Genomic DNA, 20,325 nt, shown 5'->3' on the forward strand with positions numbered 1-20,325 from the left:
GGGGGGGGCGGCCGCCCCCCGCCCGCCCCGCCCGCGCCCCCCACTCCGCCCCCCGCCGCCCGCGGGGGGGGGGGGGGGGCCCCCCCCCCCCCCCCCCCCCCCCGCCGGTGCCCCGTCCCGCCGCTCCCCGGCGCGTCAGCCCGCCGTGCCGAGGAAGCTCTCCCAGCCGCCCGCCGGCGCCTGGCCGACGTTGAGCGAGCGCAGCTTGCGCAGGGTGGACTGGTCCTGCACCTCCAGCCACTCGACGAGCTGCTTGAAGGAGACCAGCCGGACGTCGGGCTTGCCCGCGATGGTCTTGAGGGTCTCCTCGACGGCGTCCATGTAGATGCCGCCGTTCCACTGCTCGAAGTGGTTGCCGACGAAGAACGGCGCGCGGTTGCCGTTGTACGCGCGCTCGAAGCCCGCCAGGTAGGAGTTGGTGGCCTGGGTGCGCCAGTCGCCGTACTTGGCCGGGTCGCCCTTGGTGCTGCCGGCGGACTGGTTGGCCAGGATGTTGTAGTCCATCGACAGGACCTGGAAGGTGTGCCCGGGGAACGGGATGGACTGCAGCGGGAAGTCCCAGACCTTGCCGTCCTGCACCTTCTGCGGCCATATCTGCAGGCCGCCCGAGGAACTGGCGTCGTACTTCCAGCCCAGCTTGGCGATGGTCGGCAGCAGCGCCTTCTGGCCCTCCAGGCACGGGGTGCGGCCGCCGATCAGCTCCTTCTTGTAGTCGAAGGGGAGCGGGTCGACATCGGTGAAACCGGTGTTGGTCCGCCACTGGGTGACGAAGCCGATCGCCTGGTCGATCTCGCTCTGCCAGTCCTCCGGGGTCCACACGTTGACCCCGTTCTTGTCCGGACGGCTGGAGCAGAAGTGCCCGTTGAAGTGGGTGCCGATCTCGTGCCCGGCCAGCCAGGCCTGGCTGACGAGCTTGAGCGTGCTCTTCACCGCGCCGTCCGACAGGTACGGGATGTCGGAGGCGCCGACCGAGTGCTTCGGCGGGTGGTAGAGGTCCGCCTTGCCCTTGGGCAGGGCGTAGATGCCCGAGAGGAAGAAGGTCATCGTGGCCTTGTGCTGCTCCGCCAGCTTCAGGAAGCGGGGGAACTGGCCGTCCTCGGTGCCGCCGGCGCCGTCCCAGGAGAAGACCACGAACTGGGGCGGCCGCTCGCCCGGCTTGAGCTTCTCGGGCTTGGGCTGGTTCGGCTGCGGGCCGGTGTCCGCGTTGGAACCGTCGCCGATCGGGGTGCCCTTGGGCACCACCGCCTGGGTGGGGTCGCCGCTGCCGCCCTGGGTGGTGCTCGCGCCGCCGGGGCCGGGGGAGGGGGAGCCCTGGCCCGAGCCGGACCCGCCGCTGGAGCAGGCCGCGACCGCGCCGAGGGCCGCGGTCGCGGCGGTTGCGCTGAGCACCGTCCTGCGCGAGATGCTGGTCATGGTCTCCCCTGGGTGCCGATACCGGTGGTGAGGGCGGCCCGCGGCCGCACCGGTCAAATCGGGCAATTGATGAATATTCCGCCGTTAGCATGTCATGTCGCCGCAGCGGTCACCAAGGTCGCCGAGCGCTGACGACTCTCAACACGCCGGGCGCGTACGGCTGGGCTGCGGGGATGCCTCGACTGTTGCCGTCCTGTGACGCTTCCCGCCCCGTGCGGTCCGGTCAGTACGCTACCGCCGGTCGGTCCGCTCCCCGCCGGAGTTCGTCAGCGTTCGGCCCGGTTGGTCGCCCTTTTGGGAAAACTTTTGCCCCTTGCTGGGCCGGGCAGCCCGAAGCCCGCTATGGGGCCGCTCCGGGCGGGCCGGGCGGGAGGGGAAAGGAGGGAGAGAAGGGGGAGAGGCGGCCGGGAGGGCCGTCAGAGCGCGGCGAGTCGCCGGGTGCGGCGCACCATGCGCGCGATCGCGGTGCTGATGGCGGTGGCCGCCGCGCAGGAGACCACGAGGCTCAGCCAGGCGGTGTTGAACCAGTGGCTGTTCAGCCAGCCCAGCGTCACGATGTAGGCGGCCCAGACCAGTGCCGCCAGTGCCGACCAGTGCAGGAACCGGTGCGGATGGGCGGGGGAGTGGCCGATGGCCAGGTCGAGGACGGTCCGGCCGGCCGGGACGAACCGCGCGACCACCACCATCGCGGCGGCCGCTCCGTGGGGGCGTTCGATCAGGGCCTCCTGGACCCGGGTCACACTGGCCGCCAGTTTCGGGCGCCGGGCGAGCCGGCGGTGCAGCACCGGGGCACCGCGCCGGGCCAGGTTCAGCAGCAGGAGGTCGCCCAGGAAGGAGGCCACCGCCACGCCCAGTCCGAGCATCAGGGGCGCGCCGTTGATCTGCGAGGTCTTGAGCACGGCCAGGATGACCAGCGTCCCGCTGGGGATGAATGGCAGGAGGGCGTCCCCGAGCACGGCGACGAGCGCCAGCGCGCAGATCCACGAGGATCCGATCGCGGCCACGAAGTTCAAGACCCTTTACTCCCTCCGTGCCTCCCGGGGGAGCAGGTGGCTGCAGGGGTCAACGCTAGCGCCTCGACTTTTCATGCCATGAAGCACCCCGGTATGGCATGGATCACGAGTGCTGATTCCGGCCGTGCCCCGAGGCGGCGGGGCCGTGCGTCCGGGCCGTATGTCCGGGTCGGCCGGGGTGAGGGGCGCCCGGGCGGCGGAGGGCCGCCGAAGCCGAACGAGCCCCCGGGGCGGGGTGCCGCGCCGAGGGCTCGCAGTGATCGTCCGGTGCTGGTCCAGCCCGACGATCTTGCTGGTGGAGTGCGGATCCCGCTCCGGCGGTCCGCCTCTGGGCCCAAGCCTGCCGGACGCCGACCCCCGGTCGCGAGGACCCGGGCTGGCGACTTCCGGCGCTGGCGGGAAGTCGCCAGCCGTGTTCGCCCACTGGCTCTCCGTCAGCCGAACGGTCGGTCGGACGCCCGTGCGAAATGGCCGAAACCCACTCGGACCGTGGCCGGACGACATCCCCGAGGCGGGAACAGCGAGCCCCCGGCCGTGGTTGACCCCGGTCGGCGACAGCGACCGGCGGACCACCCGGGCCCGCGCGGCCGGCCACGACGGCCGGCTCAAGGACGGCAGCCAGGAGGGCGGACGGGATGACCACCGAGGACCAGCAGGAGCACGGGGCCGAACCGGCGGCCGACACGGCGATCCGGGGCACCGTCCGGGGAACGGCACCCGCCCCGCTCTCCATCCTCGACCTGGCCACGGTCGGCGTCGGCCACACGCCCGCCGAGGCCCTCGCCGCCACCACCGAACTGGCCCGCCAGGCCGAACAGTGGGGCTACCACCGCTTCTGGGTGGCCGAGCACCACGGCATGCCCGGAGTGGCCAGCTCCACCCCCGCCGTCCTGCTCGCCCACCTCGGGGCCAACACCACCACGCTGCGGCTCGGCTCCGGCGGCGTCATGCTCCCCAACCACGCCCCGCTGGCCATCGCCGAGCAGTTCGGCCTGCTGGAAGCCCTGCACCCCGGGCGGATCGACCTCGGACTCGGCCGCGCCCCCGGCACCGACCAGGCCACCGCCCGGGCGCTGCGCCGCGGCCTCGCCGAAGGCGCGGACGACTTCCCGCAGCAGCTCGCCGAGCTGACCCACTTCCTCGACGGAGACTTCCCGGACGGCCACCCGTACGCCCGGCTGACGGCCGTCCCCAAGGGCGAGGGCCGCCCGCCGGTCTGGCTGCTCGGCTCCTCCGGCTTCAGCGCCCAGCTGGCGGGCCGCCTCGGCCTCCCGTTCGCCTTCGCCCACCACTTCAGCAGCGCCAACACCGTCCCGGCGCTGGACCTCTACCGCTCGTCCTTCCGCCCCTCCGCCGTGCTCGCCGAGCCGTACGCGCTGATCGGCGTGAGCGCGGTCGCCGCCGACGACGAGCCCTCGGCCCGGCGCCTCGCCCGCTCCGCGGCCCTCGGCATGCTCCGCCTGCGGCGCGGCAACCCCGGCCCGATCCCCACCCCGCAGGAGGCCGAGGAGTACCCGTACAGCCCGGTCGAGGCCGACTTCATCGACAGCTGGCTCGACAACGTCGTGCTCGGCGACCCGGGCCGGGTCGCCGACGGGCTGGAGGCCCTGCGCAAGCGGACCGGCGTGGACGAGCTGATGGTCACCTCCCACATCCACGGCCACGAGGCCCGGCTCCGCTCGTACGGCCTGATCGCCGAGGCGTACGGCCTGACGGCGACGGTGTGACGGCTGCGGCCTGACGGCTGTGGCGGGACCGACGGCCTGCGGTCCTGCTACAGCCGTGACCGCCGCCGGGAGGTTCGACGCCCCGGGCCGGCCGGGGCGCGGGCCGAGCGCCACGCGGTGGTGGGCCACACCACCGCGGGCCGGGCGGACCGACCCGTCGGCCCGCCGGCCCGCGGCTGTTGCTCACTGCGACCGGTTCGGCTTCGCCGGGGGCAGGCGAAGTGCCGGCTCCGGGCGGGCGTCGGCCGAGGCCCCGTCTCGTTCCGGCCCGCCCCTGCGGCTAGCGGCCCTGTAGGGCGGGGCGGCCGTCGCGGAGTATGGCCGCGACGAGTTCGGCCTCGCCGGGGCGGGCGAAGTACCAGCCCTGGGCGGTGTCGCAGCCGGTCAGCCGCAGGCGTTCGGCCTGGGCGGCGCTCTCGATGCCCTCGGCGGTGACGGTCAGGCCGAGGGTGTGGGCGAGCTGCACCATCGCGCCGACGATCTGCTCGTCCGCGTCGCTGCGGCGGGAGCCGAGTTCCGGGCGGCCGGGCCGGTCCGTCGGGGAGGGCTCGCGGAAGCCCTCGATGAAGGTGCCGTCGAGTTTGAGCACGTGCACCGGCAGCCGGGAGAGGTAGGCCAGGTTGGAGTAGCCGGTGCCGAAGTCGTCGATCGCGATCCGCACGCCCATGTCGGCGAGCGCCTGGAGGGCCTGGAGGGGCCGGCCGCCGGGGCCGAGCAGGGCGCTCTCGGTGATCTCCAGTTGGAGCAGCCGGGCCGGCAGGCCGGTGCGTTCGAGGGCCCGGGCGACGTCGGCGACGATGTCGGAGTCCCAGATCTGGCGGGCGGCGAGGTTGACGCTCACGAAGGTCTCGGTCTCGGGGAACTCGGCGAGCCACTGCCGGGCCTGGCGGCAGGACTCCTCCAGTACCCAGGTCCCGAGCGGCACGATCGCGCCGGTCTCCTCGGCGAGCGGGATGAAGCGGTCCGGGGAGAGCGTCCCGTAGCGGGGGTGGCGCCAGCGGACCAGCGCCTCCGCGCCGTGCACGGTGCCGTCGGCCAGGCCGACCAGCGGCTGGTACTCGATCGCGAACTCGCCGCGTTCCAGGGCCGGGCGGAGCGCGGTGGCGAGCAGCTGCCGGGTGAGCTGGTGGGCGCCGCGGTCCGGGTCGTAGAGGGTCCAGCGGGCGCGGCCATCGGCCTTGGACCAGTAGAGCGTGGCGTCGGCGTCCTTGACCAGGTCGGTCGAGGTGGTCTCGTGCACGGACCGTTCGACCACGCCGACGCTGGCGGTGACCACCAGCCGGTGCCCGGCCACGTCGAAGGGACGTTCCAGCACCTCCAGGATCCGGGCGGCCAGCTCGGTCAGCTGCTCGCTGCCCAGGCTGTCGGTGACCAGTACGGCGAACTCGTCGCCGCCCATCCGGGCCACCAGGTGGGTGTCGCGCCCGTCGAACCCGCGCCGCAGCCGGGTGGCGACGGCGATCAGCAGCTGGTCGCCGATGTGGTGGCCGAGCGCCTCGTTGATCGCCGCGAAGCCGTCGAGGTCCAGGTAGCAGACCCCGACCCGGCGTTCGTCCGGGGCGCCGACCGGGCCCGGCTGGTCGGCCGGTGCGAGGCAGGCGGCGTCGAGCCGCTCGAAGAAGTAGGTCCGGTTGGGCAGCCGGGTCAGCGGGTCGTGCAGGGCCTGGTACTCCAGCCGGTCGCCGAGCCGGCGCTGCTCGGTGATGTCCTCGACCAGCGCGAGGGTGTAGAGGGGGTCCCCGGCGCCGTCCCGGATCAGCGAGACGGTGACCTTGCTCCAGACCGTGTGGCCCTCGCGGTGCTTGAGCTGCTTCTCCACGCGGAACCGTTCCCGCTCGCCGCGGACGAGTTCGGAGAAGAGCCGGTCCGGCATGCCCTCCGGGTCGATGATCTCGTGCAGGTGGGTGCGGACCAGGTCGCCGACGCCCTGTCCGATCAGGGCGGCGAAGGCGGGGTTGACCTCGATGATCCGGTCCTCGGCATCGATCAGGGCCATGCCGATGACGGCGTCGCAGAAGGCGGCCCGGAACCGGGACTCGCTGGCCCGCAGCGCCGCCAGCAGCCGGTCGGTGTCGATGCTCTCCCGGCCGCTGCCACGGGTGAGCCCCCGCTCCCGGCGGGAGTCGCCGCTGAGCGGGGCCGCGCAGGTGGGGCAGAGCAGCGGCTCCGGCTCGGTCAGCGTCCCGAGGGCGGTGAAGGAGGTGACGGGCCCCGCGGCCGGCCCGGTGACGGATCCGCCGCCCGTTCCGCCGCCCGTTCCGCCGGTCGATCCGACGACAGGTCCGACGGCTGATCCGGCGGTGGGTCCCAGGGTCGGTTCAAGGGCCGGATCGAGGACCGGTTCCAGGACCGGAGAGGCGAGGTGGCGGTGGCACGGTGACTCCTCGTGCCGCCCGCCCGGGTGGTGTGCGTCGGCCCCCTCGTTCTGGCCCGGCACGGCATGCTCCCGTCCGCTGCTGACGCTTGACGATGTCCGGCCGGCCAGTCGGGACCCGGCGGTCGGCTCCGCACTCTGTCGTGGTCCTCGGAGTCGGTCCGCTGCGGGGCCGCCCGTCGTGGGGCGCCGGTGCGCGGGGACCCGCCTGAAGGACAGGGCGCTGCGGCCGATCATAGGCCGCGACGGCAACACGCGGTGACCGCCGCCAGGGTGATTCGCCCGCTTTGTGATCATGAATGGCGGTACGTGCAGACGCCCCCGGTGCACATCACATGATGTGCGCCAGGGGCGCGTGCGCTGAAGCCGCGCCCCTGGGCGCCGACCGTGCGCCGGACGCGGACCGGTCGCGCGCCGACCGCGGGCCGGACACCGGCCGGGAGCCGGACGCCGGCCGGTCCCCGAGGGGCGCGGAGAGGAAGAAGAGGAGAAGAGGGGTGCGGTTCAGGCCAGCTTGGCGGTGAGGGTGATGGTGGTGCCGGTCAGGGCCTGGCTGACCGGGCAGTTGGCCTTGGCGTCCTCGGCGGCCTTGACGAAGCCCGCCTCGTCCAGGCCCGGCACCGTGCCGGTGACGGTCAGGTGGATGCCGGTGATGCCCTCGCCCGGCTGGAAGGTGACGTCGGCCTGGGTCTCCAGCGTGGTGGGCGGGGTGCCGGCGCCGGTGAGGCCGTGGGAGAGGGCCATCGAGAAGCACGCCGAGTGGGCGCCGGCGATGAGCTCCTCCGGGCTGGTCTTGCCGTTGGCCTGCTCGGCGCGGGACGGCCAGGACACCGGGTACGTGCCGATGCCGGACGATTCGAAGGTCACCTGGCCCTGGCCGGCGACGAGGTTGCCCTCCCAGGCCGTACGGGCGGTGCGGGTGGTTGCCACGATCGGTTCCTCCAGTGCTGAGGGAGAGTGTTCGAGCGGTCACTTCCGGTCATGCGTGCCCCAGCCTACGGGCAGGGGCCTCCTCGCTCCGGCGTGTCACGCCGCAGCGGGGAGGCGGTGCGCGGTGCCGGCGGGCGGCTCCGGGGCGCTGTCCGGATCGTGGACGGTTCTGTTCGACGGTGCGGGGCCGGAGCGGGGGCCCTGTTAGATTTGCCCGGGCCCGAGCCCGGCCGGCGTACGGTCGGGCGCCCACTCCAGACACCGGGAGCCGCCCCGATGACGGACCACTCCACGACCCCCGACGCCGCTCTGCCCCAGGGGATCGACGACGCCGTACGGGCCGAGCTGGCCAGCCTGCGCGAGAGCATCGACAACATCGACGCCGCGGTGGTCCACATGCTGGCCGAGCGTTTCAAGGCGACCCAGCGGGTCGGTCGGCTCAAGGCCGAGCACAAGCTGCCGCCGGCCGACCCGGCGCGCGAGCGGGACCAGATCAAGCGGCTGCGGGAGCTGGCGGCGGGGGCGAAGCTGGACCCGGTCTTCGCGGAGAAGTTCCTGACGTTCATCATCGCCGAGGTCATCCGCCACCACGAGGCCATCGCCCGCGCCTGACCGGGCCGGAGCCCGCACGCCCGGAGGCCGGAGGCCCCCGCGCCCGGAGCCCGCACCCCACCCGGAGACGGAGGCGGAGCGAACCCCCGGCAGCGGGCCCCGGTCGTGCCCGGCCCCTCCCGGCTGTTCCCAGGTGACCCCCGGTGATCCCCGGTGCGACCCCCCGGGCTCCTCCGGGACACCCGGCGATGTCGGCGGCGGCTAAATGACCGATTTCGTCAGGCTCCACGGTTGGCGTAGCGTGCAGGTTTCCCCAGCCGGAGAGGTGGAGCAGCGACGATGGCGGTGAACCTGCCCGAAACGCCCAGCGGGGCCGGAGCCCCCAGCGGCTCCGCGTCGAACGTCCACGAGGTGTCCGGCGGCCGCGCCGAGGCCCGTCGTCGGGCGCGCGGTTCGCGCGGCCGTACGGACCGCCGCGCGGGCCGGCGTCCCCGGCCGTGGTGGATCGAGCTGCCGGTGATGGCGGCGGTCGGCCTGGTGGTCGCGCTGCTGATCAAGACCTGCCTGTTCCAGGTGTTCACCATCCCGTCCGGCTCGATGGAGAACACCCTGCGGATCGGCGACCGGGTCGGCGTGAACAAGCTGGCGCCGCTGACCGGCTGGGAGCCGGAGCCGGGGCAGCCGGTGGTGTTCAAGGACCCGGGGGGCTGGCTGCCGCCGCAGCCGACCGACCCGAACCCGGTCACCAACGCGGTGAGCTCGGTGCTCAGCTTCGTCGGCCTGGTGCCGCCGAAGGACGACAACTACCTGGTCAAGCGGGTCATCGCGACCGGCGGCCAGACCGTGCAGTGCGAGGGCACCACGCTGACCGTCGACGGTCGGAAGGTCGACGAGCCGTACCTGCACCCCGGGGACGACTCCTGCGCGGGGCTGGACTTCGGGCCGGTGAAGGTGCCCTCGGGCTACGTCTGGGTCGAGGGCGACCACCGCAGCGACTCCGCGGACTCCCGGTACCACCAGCACGGCCCGGGCGGCGGCGCCGTGCCGGTGGACAACGTGGTCGGCCCGGTGTCGGCCGTGGTGTGGCCGCTCAGTCACCTCGACTGGTTCGGCTGGACCGGCCGCTGATCCCGCGCTCGGCGGCCACCCGGTCGGGGGCCCCGGGCCCGGCGGCTCCAGAGCTGTCGGCCCCCGCGTCTGAACCCGATCCCGAACCCGTTTTCGAGCCCGTCCCCGAACCCGCCTCCGCGGGCTTGCTCGCCTGCGCCGCGAAGGCGCCGGTCAGCACCAGCAGGCCGCCCGCGATCTGCGGCACCCCGAGGTGCTCGCCGAGCAGCACCCAGGCCGTCACGGTGGCGACCACGGCCTCCAGGTTGGCGACCACCCCGGCGATCGGCGGCGAGAGGTAGCCGACCGAGATCACCCCGGTCAGGTAGGCGAGCACGGTCGCGATCAGGACCATCCACGCGGCCGGGACGAACGCGGGCAGGGTGTGCCCGTTCATCACCACCGACCCGCCGAGCCGGCTCCAGTCGGCCTGCCACGGCCGGGTGAGGACGGTGAGCAGCACCGCGCCGACGAGCAGCCCGAACGCGCTGACGGCGAGCGGGTCGACCGGGCGGTCGCCGTGCCGGCCGGCGTCGGCGAGCACGAAGTAGCCGACCTGGCAGAAGGCCGCGCCGAGGGCGAACAGCACGCCCAGCGCGTCGAAGCTCAGACCGTTCCAGACCTCGACCACGCAGGCCAGCCCGGCCACCGCGACGCCGGCGCCGATGGCCGCGCCGCGGGTGATCGGCTTGCGCTGGACGAACTTGACGTAGCCGATCAGCAGTGGCGGGCCGAGGTACTCGATGAGCAGGGCGACGCCGACCGGGATGCGGGAGATCGCCGCGAAGTAGCAGGCCTGGACGCCCGCCACGGCGAGCAGGCCGAAGCCGAGCAGCAGGCCGGGGCGGCGCAGGACGGCGTCCCGGTGCCGGTAGGCGATCGGGAGGAGTGCCACCGCCGCCCCGGTGACGCGGAGCCACACCACGTGCAGGGGGGAGAGTCCGGCCTCTATCAGCGGCTTGGCCGCGGTGCCGGAGCCGCCGAAGGCGAAGGCGGAGACGAGCGCGAGGCCGAGGCCGAGGGTTCTGCCCGAAGGGAGGGTGGGCGAGGCCGTTGATCTGTGCACGGCCGCATTGTGACAGTCATACCAATGATCGGGTAAGGCGCCATTCCGTCATTCGGTCCTGCCCTTCACCGTACGCAGCGGCGAAATCACTCGGCCCCGGCCGCCCGGTCTCAGCTGAGAGCGGGCGGCCGGGGCCGAGTGAACGGGCCGGGGTGAACGGACCCCCGTCAGCCCCCGGACCGGGACGAGGCGCCCGCCCCCGTGAGCGCGTCCGTCCCGCCCGTCCCGCCCGTGGGCTGGCCGGTCGGCTGGCTGGTCGGGGGCGCGGTCGGCTGGGTGGTCTGCGTCGGCTTCGAGGTGGGCCGGGGCGGCCGGGTGGGCTGGGTGGTGGGCTGGCTGGTCGGCGGGGCCGTCGGCGCGGTGGTCGCGCCGCCGTCGGTGCCGCCCGACGGGGTCGAGCCCGAGCCGTCGCCCGGCGCCGTGGTGGGGCCGGTGCTCGGAGCGCCGCTGGGGGCACCCGTCGACGGGGCGCTGCTCGGCGTGCTCGGGGCGGTCGGCAGGTCGGTGGCGCCCGAGGAGTCGCCGCCGGCCGGGGTGGCGAAGTCGCTGACCGGCTGGCCCTTGAGCGCGGCCTTCATGTAGCTGGTCCAGATCTGGGCCGGGAACTGGCCGCCGGCCGCGCCGTCGATGCCGCCGACGCCGCTCAGGCTGACCTGGGAGCCGTTGCCCGGGTCCTGGCCGAACAGGGCGACCGAGGTGACCAGCTCGGGGGTGTAGCCCACGAACCAGACCGACTTCTGGTCGTCGGTGGTGCCGGTCTTGCCCGCCACCGGGCGGCCGAGGCCCTTGGCCCGCCAGCCGGTGCCGCCCGGGTCGCTCACCACGCCCTGGAGCATCGAGGTGACCTGGTTGGCGGTGTCCTCGCTGATCGCCTGGGTGGTCTTGTGCGCGGGCAGCGCGACGTTCTCGCCCTCGCGGTCCACCGACTGCACCAGCCACGGGGTGATCTGCTTGCCGCCGTTGTCCAGCGTGGCGTACACGCCCGCCATGTCGAGCACGCTCGGGGTGGCCGCGCCCAGCGGGATGGACGGCACCGGGTCGAGGCCCGGGGTGTTGCCGGGCAGGCCCATCGCGACGGCGGTGTCCTTGACCTTCTGGAGCCCGGTGTCCTGCGCGAGCTGCGCGAACGCCGAGTTGACCGACCAGTCGGTGGCCTGCTGGAGGGTGATCTGGCCGTAGCTCTTGTCGCCCTCGTTCGGCGGCGCGTACGGGGTGCCCTTGCCGCCGCGGACCTTCCGGCCGCTGGTGCCGTCGTAGACCGTGCGCGGGGTGACGGTGCGACCCTCCTGGGTCTTGGCGTTGTTCTCGAAGGCGGCGGCCAGCGCGATCGCCTTGAAGGTCGAGCCGGCCTGGTAGTCGCGCCGGGTGGCGTTGTCGACGTAGTGCTTCACGTAGTCGACGCCGCCGTACAGGGCGACGACCGCGCCGGTCTTCGGGTCCACCGAGGCGGCGCCGGCCTGGGCGGCCGCGTCCTTCTTCCGCTTGTCCGGGTTCAGGCTGTCGTGCAGCTGGGCCTGGACGGAGTCCTGGAGGGCCTGCTGGCGGGCCGGGTCGATGCTCAGCTTGATCGTGTAGCCGCCCTTGGCCAGCTCGGTCTCGTTGATCACGCCGCTGGAGGTGAGGTACTGGGTGGCCGCGTCGACCAGGTAGCCGGCCTGGCCGGACAGGCCCGGGTTGGGCTGGGGGTCCCGGACCTCCGGGAAGGCGGTCCGGGCCCGCTCGTCCGCGGAGAGCCAGCCCTCCTTGACCATGCCGTCGAGCACGTAGTTCCAGCGGTTGACGGCGTTCTGCTTGCCCGCCGCGGTCGCGGTGGCGACGTCGTAGGCGCTCGGGGCGTTCAGCAGGGTGGCCAGGTAGGCGCCCTGGGCGGGATCGAGGGCGGACGCGTCGATGCCGAAGTACGCCTGGGAGGCGGCCTGGATGCCGTAGGCGCCGCGGCCGTAGTAGGAGGTGTTCAGGTAGCCGGAGAGGATGTCGTTCTTGCTCTCGGTGGCGTCCACCTTGATGGCGATGAACAGTTCCTTCACCTTGCGGGTGACCGACTGCTTCTGGTTCAGGTACGTGTTCTTCACGTACTGCTGGGTGATGGTGGAGCCGCCCTGGGTGCCCTGGCCCTTGGCGGTGTTGACCGCGGCCCGGGCCAGGCCCTGGACGTTGATCGCGCCCTCGTTGTAGAAGTTCCGGTCCTCGGCGGCCAGCGCGGCGTGCTGGGCGGCGGGGGAGACCTTGTCCAGGGAGACGTTCTGCCGGTTGGTCTGGCCGGTGCGGGTGAGCACCGAACCGTCCGCGTAGAGCCAGGTGTTGCTCTGGGCGGTGGCGGCGGCGTGCGCGTCCGGCACCTTCACCAGGGCGATCCCGAGGGCGAACAGACCGATGCCGAGCAGCAGCGCGGAGCCGAAGCCCAGCAGGGTCATCCGCCAGGTGGGTATCAGCCGGCGCCAGCCGGTGCGCTTCGGACGTCGCGGCTTCCTGCCGCCGGACCCGCCGGACCCGCCGGCCGGGCCGGTGGAGCGCTTGAGCCGTTTGACCGGCCGGAGACTGATCGACGGCGTGCGACGGCCGCCCTGGGCGTTTCTGGACAAAGCGCGGCCTTTCCTGCGGGCGCATCGAGGCAGCCCGGCACGGACGGGGACATCGGCGGTTGGGGACCTTTGTCCCGATTCCGGTTTTACTGCCCTGGACGAGCAGAACGGGCCGGATAGCTCCGGCGGATCGCCAATCGAGACCGACATCACACGCAAAACGGACGTCGGAGGCCAAAAAATCGGGGAGCCCCTCGCTGCTGCGAGAGGCTCCCCAAATGTCTGTGCGCCGCCAGGGACTCGAACCCCGGACCCGCTGATTAAGAGTCAGCTGCTCTAACCAACTGAGCTAGCGGCGCCTGCTGACCTGGAAAACAATACACGGTTCCGAGGGGTGCCTCGAACCATCACCGAGCCATCACCGAACCGTCGCCGGGCTGCCCCCGGGTCGTCCCCGGGTCGTGCCCGGGGCACCCGCGAACGACCCGGGCGGCGGCCGATCGATCCGTCCCTTTCCTTCCGGTTGGTCCGGAGTTCGCCGCTGGTTAGGGTGGAACGGTGCCCCGCCCCCAGCCAGGCCACCGCGCCGCGCGGACGACGGTCGCCACCCTGCTGCTGCTCAGCGCCGTGGCGTACACCGCCTGGGTGCTGGAGGTCGTGCTGAGCACCGGACTCGACCCGGTGCAGGCGTACATCAGCGAACTCGCCGCCGAGGACCAGCCGCTGGGCGGCCTGTTCCGGGCCACCGACCTGGCCGCCGGACTCTGCCTGCTCGCCGCCGCCGGCACCGCCCTCGCCACCGGTCGGGTCGGGGCCTCGCGGCGGCGGCGCTGGGCGCTGGCCGGCTGGTCCGCGCTCGTGCTGTTCGGCGCCGCGACCGCCGCCGACTCCCGGCTGCCGCTCAGCTGCGCCCCCACCAGCGACGAGATGTGCGCCGCCCGGGAGACCGCCGGGCTCGTCCCCGCCACCCACACCGCGCACGCGGTCACCAGCAGCCTCGCCATGGCCGGGGCGCTCACCGCACTGGTCTCGCTCACCGTGGCCGCCCGGCGCTACCACTGGTGGCCGCCGGTGCGCCGGTTCGGGCCCTGGCTGCTGGGCGCCGAACTGCTCGCCACCGGCTGGAGCCTCGCCTCGATCGCCGCCTTCCAGGCCGGGCACGGCACCTGGGCGCTCGGGGCCGGGCAGCGGCTCCAGGTGCTGCTGGTCGCGCTCTGGCTCGGCCTGCTGGCCCTCGGCGTCGCCCGCTCGGACGGTACGGACGAGGACGCCGAGGTGGACGAGGGGGACGAGCAGGCCGCGGGGCGGCGCCGACCGGCCGAACCGTCCCCGGGGCGGAGGCCGACATGAGCACCGCCGGACCGGAGGCCGTCGACCGGGCGCGCTTCCTGCGCGTCGACGGCGTCCCGCTGCACGTCCGCACCGAGGGCAGCGGCCCGGTCTGCCTGCTCTCCGGCGGCCTCGGCAGCAGCTGGTTCGACTGGGACCTGGTCGTCCCCTTCCTCACCCCGTACCGCACCGTGGTCCGCTTCGACCGGCCCGGTTACGGGCTGAGCGCCGGGGAGCCCGCCACCGGGCGGCCCGCGCCGACGGCGGCCGGCGAGGCCGGGCGGATCCGGGCGGTGCTGGACGGCCTCGGGCTGCGGGAGCCCTGCACCGTGGTCGGGCACTCGCTCGCGGGCTTCCACGTCGAGGCCTTCGCCCGGCTGCACCCCGAGCGGACCGCCGGGCTGGTGCTGGTCGACGGCAGCGTGGAGGCGGCGGCCCGGCCCTACCCGGCGCCCGCCGCGCGCGACCTGGCGGCCCGGGCGGCGGCCGGCGCCGCCACCGCCCTCGCCGTGCCCTACCTGCTGGGCCCGACCGCCCGCCGGGCCATGGCCCGGCTGTCCACCGTCCGCCGCGAGGACCTCGCCCCGGCGCCGCTGGTCCGGCACTGCTACCGCACCGGGCGGGCGCTGCGCGCGCTGCTGCGGGAGAACGGCCGCTACCTCGACACGGCCGCCGAACTGGACGAGCTGCGGCGCACCCGGCCGCTGGCCGAGGACCTGCCGGTGACCGTGCTGGCCGCCGACGACGGCTGCCGGACCCGCCGCACCGAGGACTGGCTGGCCCGGCAGCGGGAGCTGGCGGCACTGCTCGGGGCGGACTTCCGCACCACCGCCCCGGCCGGGCACCTGGTGATGTTCGACCGCCCGGACGCGGTGGCCTCGGCGGTGCTCGACACCCGCTGAGCGGTCGGCCCGGGTGCCGGGGGCCGCGAGGGCGGGTGCCGGAGCACGGATCAGCCCCCGGACTGGGACCTCCGCCGGGTGATCTCCCGCTTCACGGCCCGGGGGACCGGCAGGTCGCGGGCCAGCTGCCGGACGGCGTGCCGGGTCTCGGCGCCGTCCGGACCCCGGTAGAGCCGGCGCTCCAGCCCGGCCGCCCCGATCAGGCCGGCCAGCTGCCGGTCGCGCTCGTCGGCCGGATCGGTCGGATCAGCCGCACCGGTCGGACCAGAGAGACCAGTCGGACCAGAGAGACCGGAGAGCCCGGAGAGCCCGGCGCGCGCCAGCGTGGCCGCCGTCCGGGCGGCGATCAGCGCTCCGGCATCCGGCCGCACGGCCGTCCAGCGGCGGTAGGGCAGCCCGAGGAAGCGGTGGCTCCGGACGGTCAGCACGCCCTGCCCGACCATCCGGTCCAGGTGGTGGTGGGTCGCCCGGCCGTGCGGGTGGGTCAGCGCGCGCAGCGCGTGTTCGAGGGTCCGGGGCCGGCCCTCGCCCGCCTGCCCGAGGTCGGCCAGGACGGCGGCGGCGAGTTCGTCCTGGTCGCCCGGCGGCCGGTGTCCGGTGATCCGGCGCCCGTCGACGGTGATCGTGCCGGCCAGCTGGAGCTCGGCGAGGACGGCGCCCGCGACCGCCGTCGAGAGGGTGAGGGCGGGGATCCGAAGGCGTCCGTCCGCCGGGTCGGCGCAGAGCAGCAGCAGTTCCTCGGCCAGGGGCCGGGTGCCGGTGTCGGTGTCGGGGGAGTTCATGGGGAGAAGGCCTACCCGGCCCGGAAACGCCTCAGGCCGCCCACCGGAGTGGACGGCCTGAGACCTTGCCATGTGCGCCGCCAGGGACTCGAACCCCGGACCCGCTGATTAAGAGTCAGCTGCTCTAACCAACTGAGCTAGCGGCGCTTGCTGACGTCGAAGACTTTACACGCCGCCGACCGGATCCACCGAATCGTGTTCGAGTGATCACCGATTGTCACTGCCCCCGGGTTGCCGGCTCCGGGTGGTGGCAGGCCGCCTGGTGGTCCGCCCCGGGGGCGCCGAGCAGGGCCGGCCGCTCCTGTTCGCAGCGGGCCCGGTCCGCCGGTGCGGTGAGCGCGGCGTAGCGCGGGCAGCGGGTGCGGAAGACGCAGCCGGTGCGGCGCTCGGTGGGCGGGGGCGGGTCGCCGGCCAGCAGGATGCGGTCGCGGGCGCGCTCGGCGGCGGGGTCGGGCAGCGGGACGGCGGAGAGCAGGGCGCGGGTGTACGGGTGGCGGGGGCGGTCGAAGACGGCGGAGACCTCGCCCTGCTCGACCGTCCGGCCGAGGTACATCACGCTGACCCGGTCGGCGAGGTGCCGGATCACCGAGAGGTCGTGCGAGACGAACAGGTAGGAGAGGCCCAGTTCGGACTTGAGGGCCTGGAGCAGGTTGAGCACCCCGGCCTGGATGGAGACGTCCAGGGCGGAGACCGGCTCGTCCAGCACCAGCAGCCCGGGCCGGACGGCGAGGGCTCGGGCGATCGAGACGCGCTGGCGCTGGCCGCCGGAGAACTGGTGCGGGTAGCGGACGGTGTGCTCCGGGTCGAGGCCGACCTGGCGCAGCAGCTCGGGCACCCGGCGGGCGATCTCCTCGCGCGGGGCGCGCTGGGCGAGCAGTGGTTCGGCGACGATGTCGCCGATCGGCATCCGGGGGTCGAGGCTGGCCATCGGGTCCTGGAAGACGATCTGCACCCGGGCGCGGAGCCGGTGGGCCTCGGCCCGGGTGAGCGTCGCGGTGTCGTGGCCGAGCAGTTCGATCCGGCCGGTCTCCGGGGCGCCGAGCCGCAGCAGTTCGAACAGGGTGGTGGACTTGCCGGAGCCGGACTCCCCGACCAGGCCGAGGGTCTCGCCCTCCCGCAGGTCCAGGTCGACGCCGTCCACCGCGTACACCTCGCCGACCTTGCGCTTGAACACCGTGCCCTTGAGGAGGGGGAACGTTTTTTCCAGGCCGCTCACCGACAGCACCGGCGTCCGGGTGGAGCGGTCGACGGGGCCGGCGGCGGCCGGCGGCAGCTCCGGAACGGGGTAGACCTCGGCCGGCGCGGGCCGCCGCTCGGCGAGCTCCGCCGACCGTACGCAGGCCGACAGGTGCTCCTCCGTACCCTCCAGGGCGGGCTCGGCCGTCGTGCAGCGCTCCTCCGCGAGCGGGCAGCGCGGCGCGAAGGGGCAGCCCGGGGGCAGTTCGGCCATCGGCGCCGGAGCGCCGGGGATCGGTACGAGCGGACCGCCGCGCCCGTCCAGCCGGGGCAGCGCGCCGATCAGGCCGAGCGAGTACGGGTGGTGCGGGGCCGCGAAGAGCTCGTCCACCCCGGCCGTCTCGACCACCCGTCCGGCGTACATCACCGCGACCCGGTCGGCCGCCCCGGCGATCACCCCGAGGTCGTGGCTGACCAGGACGAGCGCCGCGCCGGTCTCCCGCTGGGCGGTGCGCAGCACGTCCAGCACCTGGGCCTGGATGGTGACGTCGAGGGCGGTGGTGGGCTCGTCGGCGAGCAGGATGTCGGGATCGTTGGCGACCGCCATGGCGATCATCGCGCGCTGCCGCATGCCGCCGGAGAACTCGTGCGGGAAGCTGTCCAGGGCCCGGTCGGGTGCCGGGATGCCGACCAGGTCGAGGAGTTCGGCGGCCCGGCGGCGCGCGGCGGCCCGGTCCACCCGCTGGTGGACGCGGACCGCCTCGGCGATCTGGTCGCCGATCCGGTAGACCGGGGTGAACGCGGACAGCGGGTCCTGGAAGACCATGGCGATCCGGCGGCCGCGGATCGCGGCGAGCTCCCGGCCCGGCAGCCCGACCAGTTCCCGCCCGTCCAGCCGCACCGAGCCGCTGACCCGCGCCGTGCCGGGCAGCAGCCCGAGCACGGACAGCGCGGTCACGGACTTCCCGGAGCCGGACTCGCCGACGATGCCGAGGGTCTCGCCGCGCCGCAGGGTGAGGTCCACCCCGCGGACGGCGGGGACCGGGCCGTCGGGCCCGGCGAAGTCGACCCGCAGGTCCCGGACGGCGAGCAGCGGGGTTTCGACGGTGGTGGTCACGGGAGCTTCCTACGGCTGGCAGGGCGGTGGGAACGGCGGGCGGACCGGGAACGGCGGGGCGCGGCCCCGGAGGTGGGGTCGAGGGCGTCGCGCAGCCCGTCCCCGATCAGGTTGACGGCGAGCACGAACAGCACCAGCAGCGCCGCGGCGAAGTAGAACAGCCAGGGGAACACCGGGGCCTCGCCGGTCCCGGCGGCGAGCAGGGTGCCGAGCGAGACGTCCGGCGGCTTGACCCCGAAGCCGAAGTAGGAGAGCGCGGTCTCGCTCATCACGGCGCCGCCGACCGCGATGGTGGCGTCGATGATGAGGAAGGAGGCGACGTTCGGCAGGATGTGCCGGCTGATGATCCGCAGCGGCCGTACGCCCATGAACCGTGCGGCGCGGACGAATTCGCGCTCGCGCAGGGAGATGGTCATCGAGCGGACCACCCGGGCGGTGATCATCCAGTTGAACAGCGCGAGCAGCAGGACGAAGGCGATCCAGCCGGCGCTCTTCAGCCGGGACGAGACGATGGTGATGACCAGGAAGGCCGGGAAGACCAGCAGCAGGTCCACCAGGAACATCAGCGCCCGGTCGGCCCAGCCGCCGAAGTAGCCGGCGCAGGCGCCGACGACGGAGGCCAGCACGGTGGAGAGCAGCGCCACCAGCAGTCCGATGACCAGGGACTTCTGCAGGCCGCGGACGGTCTGCGCGAAGACGTCCTGGCCGACCCCGTTGGTGCCGAACCAGTGCTCGGCGGACGGGGGTTGGTGCAGCGCGGAGAAGTCCGGGGCGGCGTAGTCCCAGGGTGTGAGGTACGCGCCGCCGAAGGCGAGCAGGAACAGCAGCAGGACGATGACGGCCCCGGCGACGGCGCCGCGGGCGGCGAGCAGCCGGCTGAGGACGAGCCGGCCGCGGCCGGTGCCCCGGGGGGCGGTGGCCGGGGCGGAAGGCTCGGCGACGGTGGTGGTCATTCGGCTCTCCTCCGGTCAGGACCGCACGCGCGGGTCGAGGGCGGCGTGCAGGGTGTCCGCGAGGAAGCCGGAGACGAGCACGACGACGGCGGTGAACAGGTTGATCGCCACCACCGAGTTGACGTCCTGTTCGTTGATCGACTTGATCAGCCACTCGCCCATGCCGTGCCAGCCGAAGATCGTCTCGGTGAAGATCGCGCCGGTGAAGATGCCCAGGAAGCTGTAGGCGAACATCGTCGACATCGGGATCACCGCGGTGCGCAGCCCGTGCTTGAGCAGTGCCCGGCCGCGGGTCAGGCCCTTGGCCTCGGCGGTGCGCAGGTAGTCGGAGCCGAGCACGTCGAGCATGGTGCCGCGCTGGTAGCGGCTGTAGGTGGCGAGGCCGCCGAGGGCCAGCGAGATGGTGGGCAGCAGCAGGTGCAGCGCCCAGTCGGCGAGGTGGGCGCCGAGGCCGCCGGCGAGCCCGGGGGTCTCGTAGCCGGTGAACGGGACCACCTCGTGGCCGGCCGCGTCCTTGGCGGCGATGGCGCCGTTCTTGAGGAACAGCGCGACCAGGAAGACCGGGGTGGAGAGCAGCACGAAGGACAGCACGGTGAGCAGCCGGTCGGAGATCCGGTACTGGCGCACCGCGCTCCACGCCCCGGCGGCGACGCCGAGGACCATGCCCAGCAGGCTGCCGAGCAGCAGCAGCCGCAGCGAGACCCAGACCCGGCGGCCGAAGTCGTCGGTGACCGGGGTGTCGTGGATGGTCCGGCCGAGGTCGCCCTCCAGCAGCCCGCCGGCCCAGTGGCCGAAGCGCTCGACCACCGGGGTGCGGTCGTTCAGGTTGAGCGCGGTGAGCTGGCGCTCGACCGATTCGACGGACGGCCGGGGGACCTTGGCCTCGAAGTAGGTGCGCGGCTGCAGGGCGGTCGCGGAGATCGCGTACGCCAGGAAGACGGCGGCGATCAGCAGCACCGCGTAGTAGCTCAGCCGTTTCGCCAGGAAGCGGAGCATCAACGGCCGCCCGTCGCGGTGCGGGTGGGGCCGACGCGTCTGGTGGGCATCGGGTGGTGGCCTCCGGTCCGGGCCCGGTGGGGGCGTCGGGTGGCAGGGTTCGTCGGGGTTCGTTCTGGTTCGTCGGATCGTCAGATGACGTTGTTCGTCGGACAGTTGGGAAAACGCAGGTCAGAGTGAAGCACCCGGGCACTGAGGCGGTGTTGCGCCCGTGTTGCCGCGTGTGACTTTTCGATCAGGTGTGCCCTCCTCCCCCTGGTGGCGGATCTGATCCGCTGTTACCTTCTGCTCGCCCGGTGCCGAATTGGCTGCCCACGCTCAAGCCCCGTCACACCTCTCGCGCCCCAACTCCCGTCATCGATCCCA

The 20,325-nt window shown here is 73.8% G+C and carries 15 protein-coding genes and 2 tRNA genes; 5 read left to right on the plus strand and 12 right to left on the minus strand.

The genetic code is table 11. From position 1 onward, the window contains the following. Window positions 1-135: 135 nt before the first annotated feature. Both ACLWS4_RS32020 and ACLWS4_RS32025 read right to left on the minus strand, forming a co-directional pair. Entirely contained in the window at window positions 136-1,413 is a 1,278-nt protein-coding gene (locus ACLWS4_RS32020; protein ID WP_049649680.1) for a lipoprotein, read from the minus strand. A gap of 416 nt (window positions 1,414-1,829) precedes the next feature. Then, window positions 1,830-2,417 (minus strand): DedA family protein, encoded by a 588-nt coding sequence (locus ACLWS4_RS32025; protein ID WP_234348218.1) that lies wholly within the window; start codon window positions 2,415-2,417, stop codon window positions 1,830-1,832. A gap of 644 nt (window positions 2,418-3,061) precedes the next feature. Here ACLWS4_RS32025 and ACLWS4_RS32030 point away from each other — a divergent pair. Continuing rightward, a complete protein-coding gene (locus tag ACLWS4_RS32030) occupies window positions 3,062-4,153 on the plus strand; it encodes an LLM class flavin-dependent oxidoreductase (protein ID WP_388047477.1) in 1,092 nt (363 codons plus the stop codon). Window positions 4,154-4,433: 280 nt separating this feature from the next. Here the strand turns inward: ACLWS4_RS32030 and ACLWS4_RS32035 are convergent, their stop codons facing one another. Both ACLWS4_RS32035 and ACLWS4_RS32040 read right to left on the minus strand, forming a co-directional pair. Further along, the gene (locus ACLWS4_RS32035; protein WP_416875971.1) at window positions 4,434-6,590 is read right to left on the minus strand and encodes a putative bifunctional diguanylate cyclase/phosphodiesterase; all 2,157 of its coding nucleotides are present in this window, start codon (window positions 6,588-6,590) and stop codon (window positions 4,434-4,436) included. Window positions 6,591-7,031: 441 nt separating this feature from the next. Beyond that, window positions 7,032-7,457, minus strand: coding sequence for an OsmC family protein (locus ACLWS4_RS32040; RefSeq protein WP_049649677.1), 426 nt, complete (start codon window positions 7,455-7,457; stop codon window positions 7,032-7,034). Between the two features lie 276 nt (window positions 7,458-7,733). Between ACLWS4_RS32040 and ACLWS4_RS32045 the strand changes: the two genes are divergently transcribed. After that, window positions 7,734-8,069 carry a chorismate mutase gene (locus tag ACLWS4_RS32045; protein WP_416875972.1) on the plus strand — a complete coding sequence of 112 codons (336 nt, stop codon included), beginning with the start codon at window positions 7,734-7,736 and terminating at the stop codon, window positions 8,067-8,069. A gap of 279 nt (window positions 8,070-8,348) precedes the next feature. Continuing rightward, the gene (lepB, locus tag ACLWS4_RS32050; RefSeq protein ID WP_063780047.1) at window positions 8,349-9,137 is read left to right on the plus strand and encodes a signal peptidase I; all 789 of its coding nucleotides are present in this window, start codon (window positions 8,349-8,351) and stop codon (window positions 9,135-9,137) included. Here lepB and ACLWS4_RS32055 read toward each other — a convergent pair. The 3 genes from ACLWS4_RS32055 to ACLWS4_RS32065 all read right to left on the minus strand — a co-directional run bounded on the left by ACLWS4_RS32055 (window position 9,100) and on the right by ACLWS4_RS32065 (window position 13,063). Next, window positions 9,100-10,182, minus strand: a complete 1,083-nt coding sequence (locus ACLWS4_RS32055; RefSeq protein ID WP_416875973.1) for an EamA family transporter — start codon at window positions 10,180-10,182, stop codon at window positions 9,100-9,102. The genes lepB and ACLWS4_RS32055 overlap by 38 nt on opposite strands. A 167-nt stretch (window positions 10,183-10,349) precedes the next feature. Continuing rightward, on the minus strand, window positions 10,350-12,764 hold the full coding sequence (locus ACLWS4_RS32060) for a transglycosylase domain-containing protein (protein ID WP_416875974.1): 2,415 nt from the start codon (window positions 12,762-12,764) through the stop codon (window positions 10,350-10,352). A 225-nt stretch (window positions 12,765-12,989) separates the two neighbouring features. Next, window positions 12,990-13,063: transfer RNA gene (locus ACLWS4_RS32065), tRNA-Lys, on the minus strand. A gap of 199 nt (window positions 13,064-13,262) precedes the next feature. Between ACLWS4_RS32065 and ACLWS4_RS32070 the strand changes: the two genes are divergently transcribed. Both ACLWS4_RS32070 and ACLWS4_RS32075 read left to right on the plus strand, forming a co-directional pair. Continuing rightward, window positions 13,263-14,054: a DUF998 domain-containing protein gene (locus ACLWS4_RS32070; protein WP_416875975.1), complete on the plus strand. Its 792-nt coding sequence runs from the start codon at window positions 13,263-13,265 to the stop codon at window positions 14,052-14,054. Continuing rightward, window positions 14,051-14,935, plus strand: a complete 885-nt coding sequence (locus ACLWS4_RS32075) for an alpha/beta fold hydrolase (RefSeq protein WP_380744401.1) — start codon at window positions 14,051-14,053, stop codon at window positions 14,933-14,935. The genes ACLWS4_RS32070 and ACLWS4_RS32075 overlap by 4 nt, the downstream gene beginning before the upstream one ends. 50 nt (window positions 14,936-14,985) lie before the next feature. On the opposite strand, the gene ACLWS4_RS32080 is transcribed toward ACLWS4_RS32075, so the two are convergent. From ACLWS4_RS32080 to ACLWS4_RS32100, 5 genes are all read right to left on the minus strand, one after another. Beyond that, entirely contained in the window at window positions 14,986-15,717 is a 732-nt protein-coding gene (locus ACLWS4_RS32080; protein ID WP_416875976.1) for a GOLPH3/VPS74 family protein, read from the minus strand. 73 nt (window positions 15,718-15,790) lie between these two features. Beyond that, window positions 15,791-15,864, minus strand: a tRNA-Lys gene (locus tag ACLWS4_RS32085). 70 nt (window positions 15,865-15,934) lie between these two features. Continuing rightward, the gene (locus ACLWS4_RS32090) at window positions 15,935-18,010 is read right to left on the minus strand and encodes a dipeptide ABC transporter ATP-binding protein (protein ID WP_416875977.1); all 2,076 of its coding nucleotides are present in this window, start codon (window positions 18,008-18,010) and stop codon (window positions 15,935-15,937) included. Next, window positions 18,007-18,963: an ABC transporter permease gene (locus ACLWS4_RS32095; protein WP_416875978.1), complete on the minus strand. Its 957-nt coding sequence runs from the start codon at window positions 18,961-18,963 to the stop codon at window positions 18,007-18,009. Before ACLWS4_RS32095 ends, ACLWS4_RS32090 begins: the two co-directional genes overlap by 4 nt. Before the next feature lie 15 nt (window positions 18,964-18,978). Beyond that, a complete protein-coding gene (locus ACLWS4_RS32100) occupies window positions 18,979-19,959 on the minus strand; it encodes an ABC transporter permease (protein ID WP_380778875.1) in 981 nt (326 codons plus the stop codon). Window positions 19,960-20,325: the final 366 nt, after the last annotated feature.

Origin of the sequence: Kitasatospora sp. SC0581 (genome assembly GCF_048159585.1) — a bacterium.
Taxonomy (GTDB): Bacteria; Actinomycetota; Actinomycetes; order Streptomycetales; family Streptomycetaceae; genus Kitasatospora.